The 19,149-nt window shown below is 69.4% G+C and carries 16 protein-coding genes and 1 riboswitch; of the genes, 7 read left to right on the top strand and 9 right to left on the bottom strand.

Annotation, left to right across the window (positions count from 1 at the left end; translation table 11 throughout):
• Positions 1-14: 14 nt before the first annotated feature.
• Complete coding sequence (locus tag JSX79_RS03560; RefSeq protein WP_070416711.1) at positions 15-1,727, bottom strand: ABC transporter family substrate-binding protein; 1,713 nt, start codon at positions 1,725-1,727, stop codon at positions 15-17.
• Between the two features lie 262 nt (positions 1,728-1,989).
• On the opposite strand from JSX79_RS03560, the gene JSX79_RS03555 reads away from it, so the two are divergent.
• The 3 genes from JSX79_RS03555 to JSX79_RS03545 are packed head-to-tail and all read left to right on the top strand — an operon-like array spanning position 1,990 to position 6,049.
• Positions 1,990-2,970 (top strand): ABC transporter permease, encoded by a 981-nt coding sequence (locus JSX79_RS03555; RefSeq protein ID WP_070416712.1) that lies wholly within the window; start codon positions 1,990-1,992, stop codon positions 2,968-2,970.
• A 3-nt stretch (positions 2,971-2,973) separates the two neighbouring features.
• Positions 2,974-3,912: an ABC transporter permease gene (locus JSX79_RS03550; protein WP_083295025.1), complete on the top strand. Its 939-nt coding sequence runs from the start codon at positions 2,974-2,976 to the stop codon at positions 3,910-3,912.
• On the top strand, positions 3,905-6,049 hold the full coding sequence (locus tag JSX79_RS03545) for a dipeptide ABC transporter ATP-binding protein (protein ID WP_229085180.1): 2,145 nt from the start codon (positions 3,905-3,907) through the stop codon (positions 6,047-6,049). The genes JSX79_RS03550 and JSX79_RS03545 overlap by 8 nt, the downstream gene beginning before the upstream one ends.
• A 79-nt stretch (positions 6,050-6,128) precedes the next feature.
• On the opposite strand, the gene JSX79_RS03540 is transcribed toward JSX79_RS03545, so the two are convergent.
• From JSX79_RS03540 to gcvT, 8 genes are all read right to left on the bottom strand, one after another.
• The gene (locus tag JSX79_RS03540) at positions 6,129-6,584 is read right to left on the bottom strand and encodes a PH domain-containing protein (protein WP_071302004.1); all 456 of its coding nucleotides are present in this window, start codon (positions 6,582-6,584) and stop codon (positions 6,129-6,131) included.
• A gap of 98 nt (positions 6,585-6,682) precedes the next feature.
• Positions 6,683-8,425 carry an ABC transporter ATP-binding protein gene (locus JSX79_RS03535; RefSeq protein ID WP_070416715.1) on the bottom strand — a complete coding sequence of 581 codons (1,743 nt, stop codon included), beginning with the start codon at positions 8,423-8,425 and terminating at the stop codon, positions 6,683-6,685.
• On the bottom strand, positions 8,422-9,372 hold the full coding sequence (locus JSX79_RS03530; RefSeq protein WP_070416716.1) for an ABC transporter permease: 951 nt from the start codon (positions 9,370-9,372) through the stop codon (positions 8,422-8,424). The genes JSX79_RS03535 and JSX79_RS03530 overlap by 4 nt, the downstream gene beginning before the upstream one ends.
• Positions 9,362-10,291 carry an ABC transporter permease gene (locus JSX79_RS03525; protein ID WP_071294538.1) on the bottom strand — a complete coding sequence of 310 codons (930 nt, stop codon included), beginning with the start codon at positions 10,289-10,291 and terminating at the stop codon, positions 9,362-9,364. Before JSX79_RS03525 ends, JSX79_RS03530 begins: the two co-directional genes overlap by 11 nt.
• 231 nt (positions 10,292-10,522) lie before the next feature.
• The gene (locus tag JSX79_RS03520; protein ID WP_070416718.1) at positions 10,523-12,151 is read right to left on the bottom strand and encodes an ABC transporter substrate-binding protein; all 1,629 of its coding nucleotides are present in this window, start codon (positions 12,149-12,151) and stop codon (positions 10,523-10,525) included.
• 314 nt (positions 12,152-12,465) lie between these two features.
• Positions 12,466-15,390, bottom strand: coding sequence for an aminomethyl-transferring glycine dehydrogenase (gcvP, locus tag JSX79_RS03515; RefSeq protein ID WP_229085179.1), 2,925 nt, complete (start codon positions 15,388-15,390; stop codon positions 12,466-12,468).
• Positions 15,387-15,764 (bottom strand): glycine cleavage system protein GcvH, encoded by a 378-nt coding sequence (gene gcvH, locus JSX79_RS03510; protein WP_229085178.1) that lies wholly within the window; start codon positions 15,762-15,764, stop codon positions 15,387-15,389. Before gcvH ends, gcvP begins: the two co-directional genes overlap by 4 nt.
• Positions 15,765-15,768: 4 nt before the next feature.
• Positions 15,769-16,887 carry a glycine cleavage system aminomethyltransferase GcvT gene (gcvT, locus tag JSX79_RS03505; protein ID WP_229085177.1) on the bottom strand — a complete coding sequence of 373 codons (1,119 nt, stop codon included), beginning with the start codon at positions 16,885-16,887 and terminating at the stop codon, positions 15,769-15,771.
• 170 nt (positions 16,888-17,057) lie between these two features.
• Positions 17,058-17,160: riboswitch (glycine riboswitch) on the bottom strand.
• 93 nt (positions 17,161-17,253) lie between these two features.
• Here gcvT and JSX79_RS03500 point away from each other — a divergent pair.
• From JSX79_RS03500 to JSX79_RS03485, 4 genes are read left to right on the top strand one after another with little or no spacing between them, the layout of a single operon-like run.
• Positions 17,254-17,628 (top strand): BlaI/MecI/CopY family transcriptional regulator, encoded by a 375-nt coding sequence (locus JSX79_RS03500; protein WP_070416722.1) that lies wholly within the window; start codon positions 17,254-17,256, stop codon positions 17,626-17,628.
• Between the two features lie 10 nt (positions 17,629-17,638).
• Positions 17,639-18,379, top strand: coding sequence for a M56 family metallopeptidase (locus tag JSX79_RS03495; RefSeq protein WP_070416723.1), 741 nt, complete (start codon positions 17,639-17,641; stop codon positions 18,377-18,379).
• 35 nt (positions 18,380-18,414) lie between these two features.
• On the top strand, positions 18,415-18,897 hold the full coding sequence (locus tag JSX79_RS03490) for an FBP domain-containing protein (protein WP_070416724.1): 483 nt from the start codon (positions 18,415-18,417) through the stop codon (positions 18,895-18,897).
• Entirely contained in the window at positions 18,894-19,148 is a 255-nt protein-coding gene (locus JSX79_RS03485) for a hypothetical protein (protein WP_071294534.1), read from the top strand. Before JSX79_RS03490 ends, JSX79_RS03485 begins: the two co-directional genes overlap by 4 nt.
• Position 19,149: the final 1 nt, after the last annotated feature.

Raw genomic sequence — 19,149 nt, 5'->3', positions numbered from 1 at the left:
TCCAGCGGTGCGGACTACTTCTTGTAGCCCACGTCCTGCCACTTCACGGAGGACTGCTGGAACTGCGCCGGACCGTAGTTCACGAGGTCCTTGCGCACGCCCCAGGCGTAGGGCTCCGGGAACAGCGGGATCGTGCCCGCGACCTTGACGATCTTCTTGTCGATCGCGTCCGCGTCCTCGATGCGCTTGTCGGCGTCGAGTTCGGCGTTCGCCTTGTCCCAGGCGGCACCGAGCGAGTCGTCGGTCACGCCCGTGTAGTTCTGCCCCGCGTCGGCCGGGTAGTAGATCGACTTCAGCGACGACACCGGGAACGGCGTGCCCTGCCAGGCGAAGTACGTGGCGTCGAAGTCACGGCCGTCGGTGGTGACGTACTTCGTGAAGAAGTCGTCGGTCGGGACGGTGTCGATGGTCACCTTGAAGCCGGCGAGCTTCGTCTGCTGCTGCACGAGCTGCGCGACGTTCGCCGAGTTCTGGTTGTCCGACGGGATGACGAAGCGGACGTCGAGCGTCTTGCCGCCCTTGGTCGCGTAACCGTCCGAGCCGATCGTGTAGCCGGCGTCCTCGAGCTTCTTCTTCGCCTTGTCGGTGCTGTAGCCGTAGACCGAGGAGACGTTGTCCTGGTAGCCCTTCTGGCCGGGCAGGTAGACGAGGTTGTTGAGGACCTGCACCGGGCTCTTCACCGGCGAGAGGATCGCCTGCGCGACCACCTGACGGTTGATCGCCTGGGCGAACGCCTGGCGGACCTCCTGGTCCTTGAAGACGTCCGACGTGCCGTTCAGGGTGATCTGACGCTGGGTCGTGCCGAGCGAGCGCTCGATCTTCGAGTCCGAGCGGCTGTTCGCGGTCTTGAAGTTGTCCGCGCTGCCGTTCAGGTTGAAGGCGTCGAACTCCTTGTTCGCGTAGGCCTGGGCGACACCGTCGCGGGACACGGTCTTGAAGACGATCGTGTCGAGCTTCGGCGCGTCACCCCACCACTTCGAGTTCTTCTCGAAGGTCACGACGCCGCCGTTGGCGTCGAAGGTCTTGAGGATGTACGGGCCGGCGGAGACGTACGTCTTGCCGTCCGCGGCGAACGGACCCTTCGCCCACGAGTTGTTGAAGTGGTCGGGGGTGTCCACGGCCCAGTAGGGGTAGATCGCGGTGAAGACGCTCGGCCAGTCGGCGTTCGTCTTCGAGAACGTCACGATGACGTCGCGCTCGTCCGAACCCTGCGTGACGGAGTCGACGTCTTCCCAGACGTTGGTGGCGAGCGGGGCGAAGGCCTTGTTCGTGCCGTTCAGCGCCTTCCAGTTCGCCTCGACGTCCTTCTCGGTGATCGGGGTGCCGTCGGACCAGACCGCCTTGGGGTTGATCTTGATCTCGACGGTCTGGGGCGAGTCCTTCGTCAGCTCGATCGAGTCGACGTAGTCCTTGTTCGCCTCCCACTCGCCGTTGGCCTTGAACTGGATGAACCCGGGCAGGTAGGTGCCCGCGATCGTGTTGTCGTCGACCGTCCCGGAGTCGAGGTTCGACAGCTGCCAGTTCGCCGGTGCGGAGTCGATCGGCAGGGTGAGCGAGCCGCCGTCCTTGATCGTGTCGCGGTCGGCGACCGTCCAACCCGTCGACTTCAGCGACGACGTGGCGACGGCCGAGCTGCTCTGTCCGGCGGACCCGCCGCCGGAGCAGCCCGCGAGCACGAGTGCCGCGGCGGCTGCTGTGGCGAGCACGGCCGTCGTCTTGATCCTCATTCGCATGGCGAGGATTCCCTTTCGTTGTGGTTCGCGCCGGAGCGCCGGGACGCGACGGCCCCCGCCGCCACGCCTGTTGGTTGAGAACCCTAGTCACATCCGAAGGTCGCACAAGGGCTGCTGTACCGAATCGAAACATGCTCGTAACGAATGTTGCATAGCGTCAACAGGGATCACCCACCCCGGCTCGGAAGCGGCTAGCCTGTCGCCACCGAACAACGCCGTCCGGACGGACGGCCGCACCCCACTGAGGTCCCAGTACATGCTTGCTTTCCTCGCGAAGCGGATCGTCAACTACGTGATCCTGACGATCGTCGCGACGACGCTCGGCTACATCCTCGCCAGCGCGACGCTCAACCCGACGTCCCGGTACCTCGGCAAGAACCCGCCGGTCCCGCAGAGTTCGATCGACGCCGCGCTCCAGAAGCTCGGCGCCGACCCGAACACCCCGCTCCTGGTCCGCACGTGGAACTGGTGGGTGAACCTGGTCACGCACGGCTCGCTCGGCATCAGCGCCCGCGGCACCGAGGTCACGGCCGACATCGTCGCCCGCTCCGGCACGAGCCTGCGGCTGCTGGTGATCGGCACGCTGCTCGGTGCGATCCTCGGCGTCCTGCTCGGCGTCTGGAACGCCGTCAAGCAGTACAAGACGTCCGACCAGGTGTCGACCTACCTGTCGTTCGCGGTGCTCGCGACGCCGCCCTTCGTCATCGCGGTGGTGCTGATGATCCTCGCGACGACCCTGAACGGGGCGGTCGGGACGCAGCTGATCTCGTTCACCGGTGAGTACACCCCGGGGGTGACCGGGTTCTTCCCGGTGCTCGGCGACCGGCTGGTGCACCTGCTCTTACCGACGATCTCGCTGACGGTCGGCGCCGTCGCCTCGTACTCGCGCTACCAGCGCTCCGCGATGCTCGATGTGCTGTCGAACGACTTCATCCGGACGGCGCGCTCGAAGGGCCGGACGCGTGGATCGGCCATCATGCGGCACGGTGTCCGCGTCGCCCTCATCCCGATGTCGACGTTCTTCGCGTACTCGTTCGGCCTCATCCTGACCGGTGCGAGCATCACCGAACTGGTCTTCAGCTGGCACGGCATGGGCGAGTACTTCGTCCAGAGCATCAGCAACAACGACATCAACGCGGCAGCGGGCACGATCCTCTTCACGGCGATCCTCGTGCTCATCGCAGGCACCCTCGCGGACCTGCTCTACGCCGCGCTCGACCCGCGAGTGAGGGTGTGACCCGTGTCTGTTCTCGACCCCACGACCACGACCACCGCCGGCGACCCCGGTGACGGCAACGCCGGGCAGCCGGCGCACGTCGTCGAGGTGAAGGGTGGCCGCACCCCGCTCTGGCGCAAGGTGCTCGGCACCTGGCGTGCCCGCATCGGTGGCGGTGCACTCCTCCTCATCCTGCTCTGGGCCTTCGTCGGTCCGTACCTGTACCACTGGAACGCCGTCGACTCCGACGGGCTCGCCTTCGGCATGCCGCCGAGCGCCTCGCACTGGTTCGGCACGAACGACATCGGCCAGGACATCTACGCCCAGACCCTGGTGGGCCTGCAGAAGTCCCTGCTCATCGGGCTCATCGCCGGTCCCGCCGCGACCCTCATCGCGGGCATCGTCGGTGCGATCGCCGGGTACTTCGGCGGGTTCGTCGACCGGGCGCTCGTGTGGGGCATCGACCTGCTCCTGGTCATCCCGTCGTTCTACGCGCTCGTGCTCCTCAGCCCGCTGTTCAAGAACCTCAGCTGGCTCGCGCTCATCGTCGGCCTGGCGATCTTCGGGTGGATGATCATGGCCCGCGTGATCCGCGGACAGACGATGTCCCTCCGGGAGCGCGACTACGTCAAGGCCGCACGGTTCATGGGCGTCCCGTCGTTCACGATCATCCGGCGGCACATCCTGCCGAACGTGGCCTCGCTGCTCATCATCGACGCCACGCTCGGCGTCGGCGCGATGATCCTCTCCGAGAGCGCCCTGAGCTTCTTCGGCTTCGGCATCCAGGTGCCGGACGTGTCGCTCGGCACCCTGCTCGCCGCCGGCAGCCAGTCCGCGGTCACCCGACCGTGGCTGTTCGTCCTGCCGGCTGCGACGCTCGTCGCCACGGTCCTCTCCACCAGCCTGCTCGGCGACGCCCTGCGCGACGCCATCGACCCCACCTCGGGAGCCAACCGTGACTGAGCCGCTGCTCACCGTCTCCGACCTCGCCGTCACGTTCAACCCGGGCTCCAAGCCCGTGTACGCCGTGCGCGGCGTGGACTACTCCGTCAACCAGGGCGAGTTCCTCGGCATCGTCGGCGAGTCCGGATCGGGCAAGTCGGTGTCCTCGATGGCCGTGATGGGTCTGCTGCCGTCGTCGGCCAAGGTCGAGGGCAGCATCCGGTTCGACGGCCGCGAGCTGCTCGGCCTGAACGACCGCGAGATGTCGAAGCTCCGTGGCGGCGACATCGCGATGGTTTTCCAGGACCCGCTCTCCGCCCTGACGCCCGTGTACACGATCGGCCAGCAGATCGTCGAGGGGCTGCGGCTGCACGACCGGAACCTCACCGCGCACGCCGCCCGGGCCCGTGCCGAGGAACTCCTGCGCGTCGTCGGCATCCCGAACCCCTCGCGGCGGCTCGACGCCTTCCCGCACGAGTTCTCCGGCGGCATGCGGCAGCGCGCCATGATCGCGATCGCCATCGCCAACGACCCGAAGCTGATCATCGCCGACGAGCCGACCACGGCGCTCGACGTGACGATCCAGGCACAGATCCTCGACGTGTTGCAGACCGCCAAGGACATGACCGGTGCCGCCGTCGTCCTCATCACGCACGACCTCGGCGTCGTCGCGGGCAACGCGGACCGGGTCGCCGTGATGTACGCCGGCCGGATCGTCGAGACGGCACCGGTCGAACCCCTCTTCCGCGAGCCGGTCATGCCGTACACGATCGGCCTGCTCCGCTCGATGCCGAACATGGCCTCGGCACGCTCGGAGCGCCTCGTCCCGCTCGACGGCCGCCCGCCGCTGCTCACCCAGAAGCCGACCGGCTGCCCGTTCGCCGACCGCTGCCCCGCGGTCCTCGACGCCTGCCGAGAGGGCGAGCCGGCCCTGATCGCCCCGTCGGTGGCACCGAGCGACGACAACCCGGTCCTGACCGGTGCGACGCCGACCATCACGAACGGCGCCTTCGACGACGAGCACACCGCCGCGTGCATGCGCCGTGACGAGATCGCCGCCGGCACGCTCGCCCGCTCCGAGATCTTCCCGCGCCCCGAGGACGTCCCCGAGTCCGAGATCGACCACGGCGACGACGTGGTGCTGCAGCTCGACGACGTCGTGAAGACCTTCCCGCTGACGAAGGGCGCCCTGTTCCGCCGGCGCATCGGCGAGGTGCACGCGGTCGACGGGATCTCGCTCACGCTGAAGCGTGGACAGGTCCTCGGGCTCGTCGGCGAGTCCGGCTGCGGTAAGACCACGACGATCATGGAGATCCTCGAGCTCGCCGGCGCGCAGCAGGGCACCATCAAGGTCAACGGCGTCGACACCGGCACCCTGTCGAAGTCCGACCGCCGTGCGCTCCGGAGCGACATCCAGGTCGTCTTCCAGGACCCGATGGCATCCATCGACCCCCGACTCGACATCGGGTCCGTGATCGGCGAGCCGCTCACGGTGCAGGGCGTGCCGAAGGACGAGATCCGCCGACGCGTGCGGGACTCGCTCGAGCTCGTCGGTCTCGAGCCGAGCTACATCGACCGGTACCCCCACGAGTTCTCCGGCGGCCAGCGACAGCGCATCGGCATCGCCCGCGCGCTCATCGTCGAGCCGAAGATCCTCGTGCTCGACGAGCCGGTGTCGGCGCTGGACGTGTCCGTGCAGGCCGGTGTCATCAACCTGCTCGAGGACCTCAAGCACCGCCTGGGCCTGTCCTACCTGTTCGTCGCGCACGACCTCTCGGTCGTCCGGCACATCGCCGACGACGTCGCGGTCATGTACCTCGGCCGGATCGTCGAGTACGGCGACGGCGACCGCGTGTTCGACGACCCGCAGCACCCCTACACCAGGGCCCTGCTGTCCGCGGTCCCGGTGCCGGACCCGTTCGCCGAGGCCGCCCGCGGACGCATCCTGCTCGACGGCGACCTCCCCTCCCCCACGGAACGGATCGACGGGTGCCGGTTCCGCACCCGTTGCCCGCTGTACCAGCTCCTCGACGAGGACCGACAGCAGCAGTGCCGTTCGGTGGACCCGCGCCTGCAGGACGTGCACGGACGCGGCGTGGCCTGCATCCAGACCGACCAGAACCACCTGCTCACCGAGCGGGTGTCGGCGACGGTGTGACCGACTGACGTTCCGTGTGACGGACGGGAGGCGCGGTGCCAGCTGGCACCGCGCCTCCCGTCCGTCCTGTCGGGACGTCTCAGACGACGATCGCGACGACGCAGAGGGCGAACACGGCGAGGCCGGACGCGACGGCCGGCACGTCCCAGCCCCGGACGACGGGGGCGTCGGGCGTGCGCCCGTGCCGTTCCGACCAGCGGTCGCGGACCGCGACGAACTCGTCCGGCTGCCGCAGCACGCGGGGCTCCCCGCGTCGGGTCGGCTTCGGCCGCGGCAGCGACGGACCACCCCAGCAGGTGAGCCGGCGGCCGTCGGCGAGGTCGAGCACGATCTGCCAGCGCATCCGGACGTCCTCGACGGCGCCCCACGGGACCGTCGTGGACCGGAGCGGGTTCACCACCGTGATCGCGTCGTCGGTGATCCGTACGTGCGGGCGGAAGGTGAGCACCCACAGCACCCAGACGAGGGCGGCGAGGGGACCGACGGCGTGCAGGACGACGTCCCAGCTCCCCCGCACCGCGGCGTCGCCGAGCATGAACAGCGCCAGGAACGCGACGAGGCCGGACGCGACCGCGCCTCCGCGGCCTGCGCGGAGGACGACGGTGCGTCCGGCCTCGTTCGTGTCCAGCGGGATCAGCGTCCGAACTCGAACCCGGCGCCGGGGATGGCGTCCAGCAGGTCCTTCGTGTACTGCTCGCGCGGGTTGGCGAAGACCTCGTCGGTGGTCGCCTTCTCGACGATCTGTCCCTTGCGCATGACGCAGACGTTGTCCGCCACGAGGCGGACGACGGCCAGGTCGTGCGTGATGAACAGGTAGGTCAGGCCCAGCTCGGACTGCAGCTCGGTGAGCAGGTCGAGGATCTGGCCCTGCACGAGCACGTCGAGCGCGGAGACCGCCTCGTCGAGCACGATGACCTCGGGCTTGAGCGCGAGGGCCCGCGCCACGGCGATGCGCTGCCGCTGCCCGCCCGAGAGCTCGTTCGGGTAGCGGTTGACCATCGACTTCGGCAGCGCGACCTGGTCGAGCAGCTCCAGCACGCGGGCCCGGCGGGACGCCTTGTCGCCCACCTTGTGCGTGTGCAGCGGCTCGGCGATCGTGTTCCCGACGTTATACATCGGGTCCAGCGAGCCGTACGGGTCCTGGAAGACCGGCTGCACGCGGCGGCGGAAGTCGAAGAGGTCCTTGCCCTTCAGCGCGCCGATGTCGATGCCGTCGAACTGGACCGTGCCGCTCGTGATGGCCTCGAGCTGCAGGACGAGCTTCGCGACGGTCGACTTGCCCGAACCGGACTCGCCGACGAGCGCCGTGGTGGTGCCCTTCGGTATCGAGAACGAGACGTCGTCGACGGCCTTCAGCTCGCGGGAGGCGAGGTTCTTGCCGCGCAGCTTGTAGACCTTCTCGAGGTTCTTCACCACGATGAGGTCCTTCGCCGGTGCCTGCTCGCGCTCCTGGGCGCGGGCGAGGAGCTCGGCGTCGTCGCTGCCGACGTCCGCGATGTCCACGCGCTGGTGCTGCACCTTGGACTGGATGCGACGGCTCGCGAGCGAGGGTGCCGCGGCGACGAGGCGCTGCGTGTACGGGTGCCGCGGGTTCGCCAGGATCTCCTTCGAGGGCCCGGCCTCGACGACCTGGCCCTTGTACATCACGACGAGCTTCTCGGCGCGCTCGGCAGCGAGGCCGAGGTCGTGCGTGATGAACAGGACGGAGGTGCCGAAGTCGCGGGTGAGGGTCTCGAGGTGGTCGAGGATCACGCGCTGCACGGTGACGTCGAGCGCACTCGTCGGCTCGTCGGCGATGAGCAGCTTCGGGCGGCTCGACAGACCGATGCCGATGAGCACGCGCTGCCGCATGCCGCCGGAGAACTCGTGCGGGTACTGCTTCAGGCGGGTCGACGCGTCGCCGAGGCCGGCCTCCTGCAGGACCTCGACCGCACGGGCACGGATGGCGTGCTTGCCGGTCGCGATGCCGTTGGCCTTGATGGCCTCTTCGACCTGGAAGCCGATCGACCACAGCGGGTTGAGGTTCGACATCGGGTCCTGCGGGACGTAGCCGATCTCCTTCCCGCGGATCTCGGACATCTCCTTGTCGCTCAGGCCGACGAGCTCGCGCCCGTTGAACTTGATCGACCCGCCGGTGACCTGGCCGGTCCCGGGCAGGAGCTTGATGATCGCCTGGGCGCTCGTCGACTTGCCGGAGCCGGACTCGCCGACGATCGCGAGCCGCTCACCCTGCTCGAGGGTGAAGCTGGCACCGCGGACCGCCTGGACGAAGCCGTTCTGCGTCTTGAAGCCGACCTCGAGGTCGGTGATCTCGAGCAGGGGCGCACCGGAGCCGCCGGTACGGCTGGCGTTCGGCTGGGTCAGTGTCTCGCTCATCGGCGGGCCCTCGCCTTCGGGTCGAGTGCGTCGCGGACCACGTCACCGAGGAGGAGGAACGCGAGCACGGTGATGGACAGGGCGGCGGACGGCCAGAAGATGGTCGACGGCGCGGTGCGGATCGACGCCTGGGCGTTGCCGATGTCGACACCCCAGCTGAGCGCCGACTGCGGCAGTCCGATTCCGAGGAAGGACAGCGTGGCCTCGGCGACGATGAACGTGCCGAGGGACACCGTCGCGACGACGATGACCGGTGCGAGCGAGTTCGGGACGACGTGGCGGACCAGCGTGGTGAAGCGGCTGACACCGAGCGCGGCCGAGGCCGTCACGTAGTCGGACTGCTTCGCGCTGAGCACGGCGCCGCGCATGATGCGGGCGATCTGCGGCCACGCGAACACGGCCAGCACGAGTGACACCGTCAGGGCGTTCCGCGCGGGGATCACGGACATGATCACGATCGCGCCGAGGACCGTCGGGATCGAGAAGAAGATGTCACCGATGCGGGACACGATCGTGTCGAGCCACCCGCCGAAGAAGCCGGCGAGGGCACCGATCACGATGCCGACGATCGACACGAGGACGGTCGCGACGACACCGACGATGAGCGAGTTGCGCGTGCCCCAGATGGTGCGGGCGTAGACGTCGTTGCCCTGGCGGTTGAAGCCCAGGATGTGGCCGGCCTCGGGTCCCTCGTTGCTCTTCGCCAGGTCCGCCGCACGCGGGTCGACGTGGGCGAAGAGCCCCGGGAAGAGCGCCACGAGGACGATCAGCAGGATGAGGACCGACGACACCCAGAACATCGGACGGGTCCGCATCGAGTCCCAGGCGTCGCTCCAGGTCGAACGGGTCTTCTCGTCCTCGTTGACCTGGTCGACCGCCTGGAGCGGGGTCTCCTCGAGCGGGGCGACGTAGTGCGTCGCCGAGCGGGGTGCGGCGTTACTTGGCATAGCGGATCCTCGGGTCCAGGACGGCGTAGAGCAGGTCGACCAGGAGGTTGGCGAGCATGAAGATGATGACCATCACGGCGACGAACGACACGACGGTCGGACCCTCGCCGAGCTTGACGGCCTGGAACACCGTGCCACCCACACCGTGGATGTTGAAGATGCCCTCGGTGACGACCGCGCCGACCATCAGGTTGCCGATGTCGACACCCAGGTAGGTCACCACGGGGATGAGCGAGTTGCGGAAGATGTGCACACCCACCACGCGACGGCGCGGGAGCCCCTTCGCGGTCGCGGTGCGGACGAAGTCGGCCGACACGTTCTCGGCGACGCTCGCGCGGGTGAGGCGGACGATGTACGCGAACGACACCGACGCCAGCACGATCGCGGGCAGGACGAGCTCGGACCACGGCGCCTGACCCGACACCGTGACCCGGAACAGGCCGAGGTTGATGCCGAGGACGTACTGCAGCAGGAAGCCGACCACGAACGTCGGGACCGAGATGAGCAGGAGGCTCACGACCAGGGCGGTCGCGTCGAAGAGCTTGCCCTTGCGGAGACCGGCGATGACACCGACGACGATGCCGGCGATCGACTCGAACAGCAGGGCGAGGATCGCGAGGCGAGCCGTGATCGGGAAGGCCTGCGCGAGCTGCGAGCTCACGGGCAGACCCGAGTAGGTCAGCCCGAGGTCACCGCGGAACACGCCGCCGATCCAGAGCAGGTACTGGATGATGAACGGCTTGTCGAGGTTGTACTGCTGGCGCAGCTGCTCGATGACCTGCGGCGACGGCTGACGGTCACCGAACAGGGCGGCGATCGGGTCACCCGGCAGGGAGAACACCATGAAGTAGATGAGGAACGTGGCCCCGAAGAACACGGGGATGAGTTGCAGGAGGCGCTTGCCGAGGTACCAGGCCATCAGATCCCTGCCTGGTTCGGGACGCGCATGTCGTTCAGGTTCATGTCGTGAGGGGTGGACGGTCCGCGGGTCGGCACGGGAGTCCGGTGCGGGCGGCGGCGCCCGCTGTGGTGGGGGAAGGTGTTGCCGCCGAGGTACGGGGGCTCGGGAGCCTGGTGGGCTCCCGAACCCCCGTCCGGTGGTCGCGGAGCAGGATACCCGTCCGCGATGTGTCTCACGAGGAGACTGAGGTTACTTCTTGACCTCGACGTCGTAGTACAGCGGCACCGAGTTCCAGCCGAACTTCACGTTCGACACGGTGTCCGCGTTCCACACGCCGGTGACGTTGGAGTACCACAGCGGGATCTCCGGGAGGTCCTTGAACAGGAGCTCCTGCGCCTGGTCGAAGAACTTGTTGCCCTCTTCGACGGTCGCGGCCGAACGGCCCTTCTGGAGGAGCTCGTTGTACTCGGCCGAGTCGTAGCGCGAGTAGTTGCTCGACGAGCCGTCACCCATGGTCGGGCCGAGGAAGTTGTACAGCGACGGGTAGTCCGCCTGCCAACCGGTACGGCTGCCGCCCGTGAGCTTGTCGTCCGTCTGGACCGCGAGGGCCTCGGCGAAGGTCGGGTACGCCTTGCCCTCGGCCTTGATGCCGAGCGTGCTCGAGATCGAGTTCGTGACCGCGGTCACCCACGCCTCGTGTCCGCCGTCGGCGTTGTACGAGATGGTGAGGGTGTCGTTGTACTTCGAGATCTTGTCGGCCTCGGCCCACAGCTCCTTGGCCTTCGACTTGTCGTAGGTCAGGACGTCCGAACCGTCGAGGTCGTCGTTCCAGCCGGCGATCACCGGGGAGGTGAAGTCCTTGGCCGGGGTGCGGGTGCCGTCGAAGATCTTGTCGGTGATCTGCTTGCGGTTGATCGCCATCGAGATCGCCTCGCGGCGGAGCTTGCCCTCTTCACCCTTCCAGTGGTCGAGGTAGTAGGGCAGGTAGATCGCCTGGAAGATCGCGGCGGCCTGGTTGACGTTCGAGTCCGGGAAGTCGGACTTGTAGGTCGCGAAGGCGCTGTCCGGCACGGCGTCGAGGACGTCGAGGTTGCCGCCCTGCGCGTCGGAGTACGCGGTGTCCTGCGAGGTGTAGAACGTGACCGTCAGGCCACCGTTCTTCGGCTTGCGCTTGCCCTCGTAGTCCTTGTTGGTGACGAGCTTGATCGACTGGTTGTGCGTCCACGCACCCTTGCCGTCGAGCTTGTACGGGCCGTTGCCGATCGGGTTCTCACCGAAGGCCTTGGTGTCCTTGTAGAACTCCGAGGGCAGCGGCACGAACGCCGAGTAGCCGAGCGACAGCGGGAAGTCCGACTGCGCCGACTTGAGCGTCACGGTGAACTCGTCGTCGCTGACGACCTTGAGGCCGGTGAGCTCGGAGTCCTTCGTGGCGTCGTAGCCCTCGATGTTCTCGAAGAAGTAGCTCGCGCCCTGCTTGTTCGAGAACTGGGCGGCCCAGTTCCACGCCTTCGTGAACGACTCGGCCGTGACCTTCTCGCCGTTGGTGAAAGTGTAGTCCGTGTTGAGCTTGATGTCGAACGTCTTCGAGTCATCGGTGTCGATGCTCTTCGCGACCTCGTTCACCGGCTTGCCCTTGGCGTCGTAGGACACCAGGCCTTCGAAGATCGAGTCGATGATCTTGCCGCCGCCGACCTCGGTGGTGTTCGAGGGGATGAGCGGGTTCTGGGGCTCGTTGCCGTTGGTGGTGACGATGCCGGACGCGTTCGTCGAGCCCGCCTTGTCACCTCCACTGCTGCTGTTGCTGGAGCAGCCGGCCAGGGCGATTGCTGTGGCCCCGAGCACGGCGAGGGCTGCGAGCCCAGCGCGCTTCTTGATCAAGATTCCTCCTGGTGCATGGGACGCGGCGGGCGCACGGGTGCCTGCTCGCCACGTTTGACCTTTGCACTGTAGGCAGTGTGGGGAGTGCTCACCAAGCCCAGGGGAGATCGGTTACAAATCGGAAACCAAGTTGCACGATCCTTGCGAGAGGATGCAAGATTCGGGCGGATCGCGGACGCCGGGGCGAGATTGTTGCAACCGCATCGAGATGCTTGCGTCCGTGCACAACTCTGTGCAAGCCGATTGCCTGCCCGCGCACAGCAGTGTGCCCCGCCCGGGACACCGGACGGGGCACACGCTACGCGGGCTCGGGATCAGGCGAACGCCTCGACCGGCGGGCAGGCGCACACGAGGTTCCGGTCGCCGTACGCCTGGTCGATCCGGCGCACCGGCGGCCAGTACTTCCGGGCGCTGATGCCCGGCAGCGGGTACACCGCCTGCTCGCGGGTGTAGGCGTGCGTCCACTCCCCCGAGATCACCGACGACGCGGTGTGCGGGGCGTGCACGAGCGGGTTGTCGTCCGCCGGCCACTCCCCGCGCTCGACCGCCGAGGCCTCGGCACGGATGGCGAGCATCGCGTCGACGAAACGGTCGAGCTCGGCGAGGTCCTCGCTCTCGGTCGGCTCGACCATGAGCGTGCCCGCGACCGGGAATGACATCGTCGGGGCGTGGAACCCGTAGTCGACCAGGCGCTTCGCGACGTCGTCCACCGTGATGCCCGTCGTGTCCCGGAGCGGGCGGAGGTCGAGGATGCACTCGTGCGCGACGAGACCCGACTCCCCCGTGTAGAGCACCGGGAACGCGTCGCGCAGGCGTGCGGCGATGTAGTTCGCCCCGAGCACCGCGGCCTCGGTCGCACGGGTGAGCCCCTCGAGCCCCATCATCCGGACGTACGTCCACGTGATCGGCAGGATGCTCGGGCTGCCGTACGGCGCTGCACTGACCGGGCCACCGGCGTGCGCGTCGCGGTCGGAACCCTCGGCGCGCACGGAGCCGGTGCGACGGTCGGCGTCCTGCGCGAACGGGTGGCCCGGCAGGAACGGTGCGAGGTGCGACTTCGCCGCGACCGGACCGACCCCGGGCCCGCCGCCACCGTGCGGGATGCAGAACGTCTTGTGCAGGTTGAGGTGCGAGACGTCCCCGCCGAAGTCGCCGAACCGAGCGTGGCCGAGCAGCGCGTTGAGGTTCGCGCCGTCGACGTAGACCTGGCCACCGGCGTCGTGCACGGCGGCGCAGATCTCGCGGATGTCGTGCTCGTAGACGCCGTGCGTGGACGGGTACGTGATCATGAGCGCGGCGAGCTGGTCGCCGTGCTGCTCGGTCTTCGCACGGAGGTCGTCGAGGTCGACGTTGCCGTTCTCGTCGCAGGCGACCACGACGACCTGCATGCCGGCGAGGACGGCCGACGCGGCGTTCGTGCCGTGCGCGCTCGACGGGATGAGGCAGACCGTGCGGGACTCGTCGCCGCGGGACCGGTGGTACCCGCGGATCGCCAGGAGTCCGGCGAGTTCGCCCTGACTGCCCGCGTTCGGCTGCAGGGAGACCGTGTCGTAGCCCGTGACCTCGGCCAGCCAGGACTCGAGGTCGCCGATCATGTCGAGGTAGCCCTCGACGTCGGCGCGCGGCGCGAACGGGTGGATGTTCGCGAACTCCGGCCACGTCACGGCAGCCATCTCGGTCGCCGCGTTGAGCTTCATCGTGCAGCTGCCGAGCGGGATCATGCCGCGGTCGAGCGCGTAGTCCTTGTCGGCGAGGTGCTTGAGGTAGCGCATCATGCGGGTCTCGCTGCGGTGCGCGCTGAAGACCGGGTGCGTCAGGTACTCGCTGCTCCGCAGCAGGTCGGACGGGAGGCGCGTGGCCGCGTCCCGCACGGCGGTCTCCGTCGCCGGGACGGTCGCGTCGACCGCGCCGAACACGACGGCGAGGGCCGTCACGTCCTCGGGCGTCGTCGTCTCGTCGACGGACAGCTGGAAGGTGTCGGCGTCGACGAGGTGCAGCAGGCGGTCCGCGTCACGGGCCGCGGCGACGAGTGCCTCGGCGCGTCCGGGGGCGCGGAGGGTGAGCGTGTCGAAGAACGCGTCGTGCACGACCTCGAGCCCGGCGTCACGGGCGGCCGCGGCGAGCGCCGACGTCGTCCGGGCGACGCGGTCCGCGATGAAGCGGAGCCCCTCGGGACCGTGGTACACGGCGTACATCGAGGCCATCACGGCGAGCAGGACCTGCGCGGTGCAGATGTTGCTCGTCGCCTTCTCGCGGCGGATGTGCTGCTCGCGGGTCTGCAGGCTGAGGCGGTAGGCCATCTGCCCGTCGGCGTCGAAGGACACCCCGACGAGGCGGCCGGGCAGCTGGCGCTCGAGGCCGGCACGGACGGCGAGGTACCCGGCGTGCGGGCCACCGAAGCCGAGCGGGACGCCGAAGCGCTGGCTCGTGCCCACGGCGACGTCGGCGCCGAGGTCGCCGGGGCTGGCGAGGAGCGTCATCGCGAGGAGGTCCGCCGCGACGACCGCGATGCCCCCACCGGCGTGCACGCGCTCGATGACCGACGACGGGTCGACGATCCGACCGGAGGCACCGGGGTACTGCACGATGACGCCGAAGGCGCCGTCGAGCTGCTCGTCGGTCGGTCCGGCCACGGCGTCGAACCCGCGCAGGACGATGCCGACGGCCTCGGCACGGTGGTCGAGCAGCGCACGGGTCTGCGGCAGCAGGTCGGCGTCGACGAGGAACGCGTCACCCTTGACCTTGGACGCCCGGCGGGCGAGGAGCATGCCCTCGACCACGGCCGTGCCCTCGTCGAGCATCGAGGCGCCGGCGGTCGCCATGCCCGTCAGGTCCGAGACCATGGTCTGGAAGTTGATGAGCGCCTCGAGCCGGCCCTGCGAGATCTCCGGCTGGTAGGGCGTGTAGGCCGTGTACCAGCTGGGGTTCTCGAGCACGTTCCGCTGGATCACCGCGGGGGTGTGGGTGCCGTGGTACCCGAGCCCGATCATGGCGCGACGGACGGTGTTGCGGGCGGCCTTGGCCCGGAGTTCGGCGAGCGCCTCGGTCTCACCGATCGCGGCGGGGATGCCCGAGTGGACGGTCGGCGCCGCGTGGATCGCCTCGGGGATCGCGGCTCGGACGAGGGCGTCGAGGGACGGCTGGCCGACGGCGTCGAGCATCGTCCGCTGGTCGGCCGGGGTGGTGCCGATGTGGCGGTCGGCGAAGGACGTCTGGAGGTTCTGGAGGTCGCCGGTCATGCGATGGACGCCCGGTACGCGTCGTGGTCCATGAGGTCCTCGGGGAAGGAGGTGGCGTCCACCTTGATCTTGACGAGCCAGCCGGCGCCGAACGGGTCCTGGTTGACGGTGTCGGGGGCGTCGACGACGGCGTCGTTGATCGCCACGACCTCGCCCTCGATCGGGGCGAAGAGCTCGCCGACGCTCTTGGTCGACTCGATCTCGCCGATCTGCTCGCCCGCGGTGGTGGCGGTGCCGACGGCGGGGAGCTCGACGTAGACGACGTCACCGAGCTGTTCGGCGGCGTGGTCGGTGATGCCGACGGTGACGGTGTCGCCCTCGACGAGCAGCCACTCGTGGTCGGCCGTGTACTGGAGTGCGGTCTGGTCGGTCATTGCATCAGCCTTTCGAGGCGCGGCGGTAGAAGGGGAACGCGGTGACGGTGCTGGGGATGGCCGTTCCGCGGACGTCGATGTGGAGGAGCTGTCCCTCGGTGGCGAGCGCCGGGTCGACGAACGCCATCGCGACGGGGTGGCCGAGGGTCGGCGAGAGCGCACCGGAGGTGACGGTGCCGACGACGACGCCGTCCTGCACGACGTCGTACCCGGCACGCGGGGCCCGGCGGCCCTCGGTGACCAGGCCGACGAGCACGCGGGCGTCGTCCGACGGGGTGACGCCGGTGGCGCCGACGAAGTCGCCGTCCTTGGCCACGACCCGGCCGAGGCCGGCCTGGGCGGGACGGACGTCGGTGCCGAGCTCGTGCCCGTAGAGCGGCATGCCCGCCTCGAGCCGGAGGGTGTCGCGGGCGGCGAGGCCGGCGGGCACGACCCCGCGGTCGGCGCCGGCCTCGAGCAGGGCGTCCCAGAGCGCTCCGGCGACGGACGGGTCGCTGTAGACCTCGAAGCCGTCCTCGCCGGTGTAGCCGGTGCGGGCGACGAGGACCTCGGCGCCGTCGAACACCGCGTGCAGTGCCCGGTAGTACCCGAGCTCGTCGAGGGGGCTCTCCGGCTGGAGCCGGTCGGCGACGACGATCGCGTCGAGCGTCCCGGCAGCGGCCGGGCCCTGGATCGCGACCAGTGCGGTGGTGTCCGAGTCGTCCGACACCTCGACGTCGAAGCCGTCGGCCCGTGCCGTCAGGGCGTCCACCGCGACCTGCCGGTTCGACGCGTTCGCGACGACGAGGAAGACGTCCTCGTCGGTGCGGTAGACGACGAGGTCGTCGAGGATGCCGCCGTCCTCGGCGAGGAGGAGTGAGTACTTCGCCCGTCCGACCGGCATCGCGCCGAACGACCCGGCGAGTGCGTGGTCGAGGAAGGCCACGGCCTGCGGACCGGTGACGCCGATCTCGGCCATGTGCGAGAGGTCGAAGACACCGGCGGCCTGACGCACGGCGTGGTGCTCGGCGAGGTCGGACGAGTACCGGACGGGCATCCGGTACCCGGCGAAGTCGGTGAAGGTGGCGCCGGCGGCTTCGTGGGCGGGCTCCAGCGGCGACGAGCGCAGTGGGGACGTTGGCATGGGCGGAGTTCTCCTGGCATCGGCAGGACCCGACGACCGTCGTCGGGCGGAACTCCCCCTCTGTCATGGGCCTGAGAGTTTCACCGCGGCCCGTGAGGTCCGGCGGCTTTCACCGTGGGCGAGCCACGGACCGACCCGGTGGGGGCATCGTGGCTGCTTTTCAGAGTGGCCTGTCCGCTGCGGTGTGGGACCTGAGAGATTGTCGGGGGGATTGCTCCTTCGGTGCCGTGCAGGGTGCCCAGGGCACCGCACGACGTCTCCCGCGGCGGATGAACGGCCGGTCTTCAGTTGTCGGGCCGATCATACCGACCCCGCGTTTCGGGCATGTGACGGACCCGGTGGTTCGACATCTCGTAGAATGCGGGGATGGCAGGTCAGCGATCACGCCCCCGAGGGCAGCTCGAGCAGGCGGTGCTCGACGCGCTCTGGTCGGCGGACGGCGGGCTCAGCGCGCGCCAGGTGCTCGACGCCTTCCCGGAACCCCGGCCCGCACTGACGACCGTGCTCACCGTGCTCGACCGCCTCGGTCGCAAGGGACGGGTGGAGCGGCAGCAGCACGACGACGCACCGCTCACCTTCCGTGCGACGAACAGCAGGGAGGAGCAGACCGCCTCCCTCATGTCGAACGCCCTCGCCGCCGCGACCGACCGCGAAGCCGCCCTGCTGCAGTTCACCGGGTCGCTCGCCTCCGACGACCTCGACGTCATCCGCCGCGCCCTCGACGCCCGAGCCCGTTCCTGACGGATCCGCCGTGGTCGTCACCGGAGTCGTCCTCATCGCGCTCGCCCTGGCGGTCGTGGTCCTCGCGCCCCGGGTCCTGACCCGCTCCGCGTGGACGATCGACCGGCCGCGAACAGCGCTGGTGTGCTGGTCGGTGGCGGTGCTGCTCGGCGTGGTCGGCTTCGTCGCGGGCATCACGTTGCTCGTCGTGGCGAACCGCCCGATCACCGACCCGATGGGCTTCGGCGGCTCCCCCACGCACGGCCTCAACGTCGGGGTCGCCCTGCTCGCCGTGCTCGCGTTCGTGATCGCGGTCCGGGTCCGGCCCGGCCCCGAGCACGAGGCCGTTCGCGAGGCGATGCGCTCCGGTGCGGCACCGCACCGCGAGATCGACGGCACGCCGGTGTCCGTCCTCGAGGCGGACCACGCACTCGCCTGCGCCGTCCCCGGCAGGTCCGGCGGCGTGCTCGTGAGCACCGGGCTCGCGGACCGTCTGCGCACCGACGAGCTGGAGGCCGTGGTCGCCCACGAACGCGCGCACCTGACCCAGCGCCACGCGGTCGCGGTCGGGATCGCCGAGTCGATCGAGCGTGCGGTCCCGTGGATCCCCGGCGCGCGCGCCATGGCGCGCTCGACGCGCGTCCTCGTGGAGTTCGCCGCCGACGACGCGGCCGCCCGACGTGTCGGACGCGACGCGCTGCGGCGAGCCGTCCTGGTGGCGGACGGGACGAGCGCGCTCGGGGCGATCCGCGCCTCCCGTCTGGGGTCCTGACGCGTGTCGGCGGTGGGGCATATGGTGATGGCACCGTGAAGCCACTGACCGAAGCAGACATCCGTTCGTCGTTCGTCAACGCCACCCCGGACGAACTCGCCCAGCTGCCCATCCCCGGCCTGCACGAGACGCTGTGGGACGAGCGCGAGTTCCTCGGGTGGCGCGATCCGCAGGCCGCCCGCCGCGGCTACATCGTGTCCTGGATCGACGACCGCCCGGTCGGGATCGTCGTGCGCTCCGCCGGTGGGTCCCTCCGCCCCGGGATCGCCGCGATGTGCTCGTTCTGCCACTCCCCGCAGCCGGCGACGCAGGTCCGCCTGTTCTCGGCCGCGCGCGCCGGAGAATCGGGGCGGAACGGCAACACCATCGGCTCCTACATCTGCGAGGACCTCGGGTGCCCGATGCTGATCCGCACCGCGCCGCCGCACCTCAACCCGCCGGCGACGATCGCGATGCGCGGCGAAGCACTCCTGCAGCGGGTGCGGAACTTCACCGAGGACGTGGCGAAGACCGCGTGAGCCGGTTCAGCACCGCCCGGTGGGCCGTCGTCGAGGAACTCGGGGACGGCCGGTGGCGCCTGACCCTTCGCGACGAGGCGGACGACGAGCTCGGCGCGTTCGGGCTCGGCGTCGAGGGGCCGTGGGACCCGGACGTCGAACCGCACGTGGGCTTCGTGCTCGCGCAGCTCGGCCTGACGCTGCGCGGCACTCGACCCTGGCGGGTGGACGAGCTCGGGGACCAGCGGGCACCGGTGCTGCCGCTGGCGTGAG

The organism is Curtobacterium sp. GD1 (genome assembly GCF_020882855.1).
In the GTDB taxonomy this organism is placed as follows: Bacteria; Actinomycetota; Actinomycetes; order Actinomycetales; family Microbacteriaceae; genus Curtobacterium.
Note: the sequence above shows the minus strand (reverse complement) of the source record. Positions and strands in the feature narration are given on the sequence as shown.

Coding starts and splice junctions, on each gene's coding strand:
- JSX79_RS03560 (WP_070416711.1), bottom strand. CDS start 1,727: ATGAGGATCAAGACGACGGCCGTGCTCGCCACAGCAGCCGCCGCGGCA.
- JSX79_RS03555 (WP_070416712.1), top strand. CDS start 1,990: ATGCTTGCTTTCCTCGCGAAGCGGATCGTCAACTACGTGATCCTGACG.
- JSX79_RS03540 (WP_071302004.1), bottom strand. CDS start 6,584: ATGCTCGGCGACGCCGCGGTGCGGGGGAGCTGGGACGTCGTCCTGCAC.
- JSX79_RS03535 (WP_070416715.1), bottom strand. CDS start 8,425: ATGAGCGAGACACTGACCCAGCCGAACGCCAGCCGTACCGGCGGCTCC.
- JSX79_RS03530 (WP_070416716.1), bottom strand. CDS start 9,372: ATGCCAAGTAACGCCGCACCCCGCTCGGCGACGCACTACGTCGCCCCG.
- JSX79_RS03525 (WP_071294538.1), bottom strand. CDS start 10,291: ATGGCCTGGTACCTCGGCAAGCGCCTCCTGCAACTCATCCCCGTGTTC.
- gcvP (WP_229085179.1), bottom strand. CDS start 15,390: ATGACCGGCGACCTCCAGAACCTCCAGACGTCCTTCGCCGACCGCCAC.
- gcvH (WP_229085178.1), bottom strand. CDS start 15,764: ATGACCGACCAGACCGCACTCCAGTACACGGCCGACCACGAGTGGCTG.
- gcvT (WP_229085177.1), bottom strand. CDS start 16,887: ATGCCAACGTCCCCACTGCGCTCGTCGCCGCTGGAGCCCGCCCACGAA.
- JSX79_RS03500 (WP_070416722.1), top strand. CDS start 17,254: ATGGCAGGTCAGCGATCACGCCCCCGAGGGCAGCTCGAGCAGGCGGTG.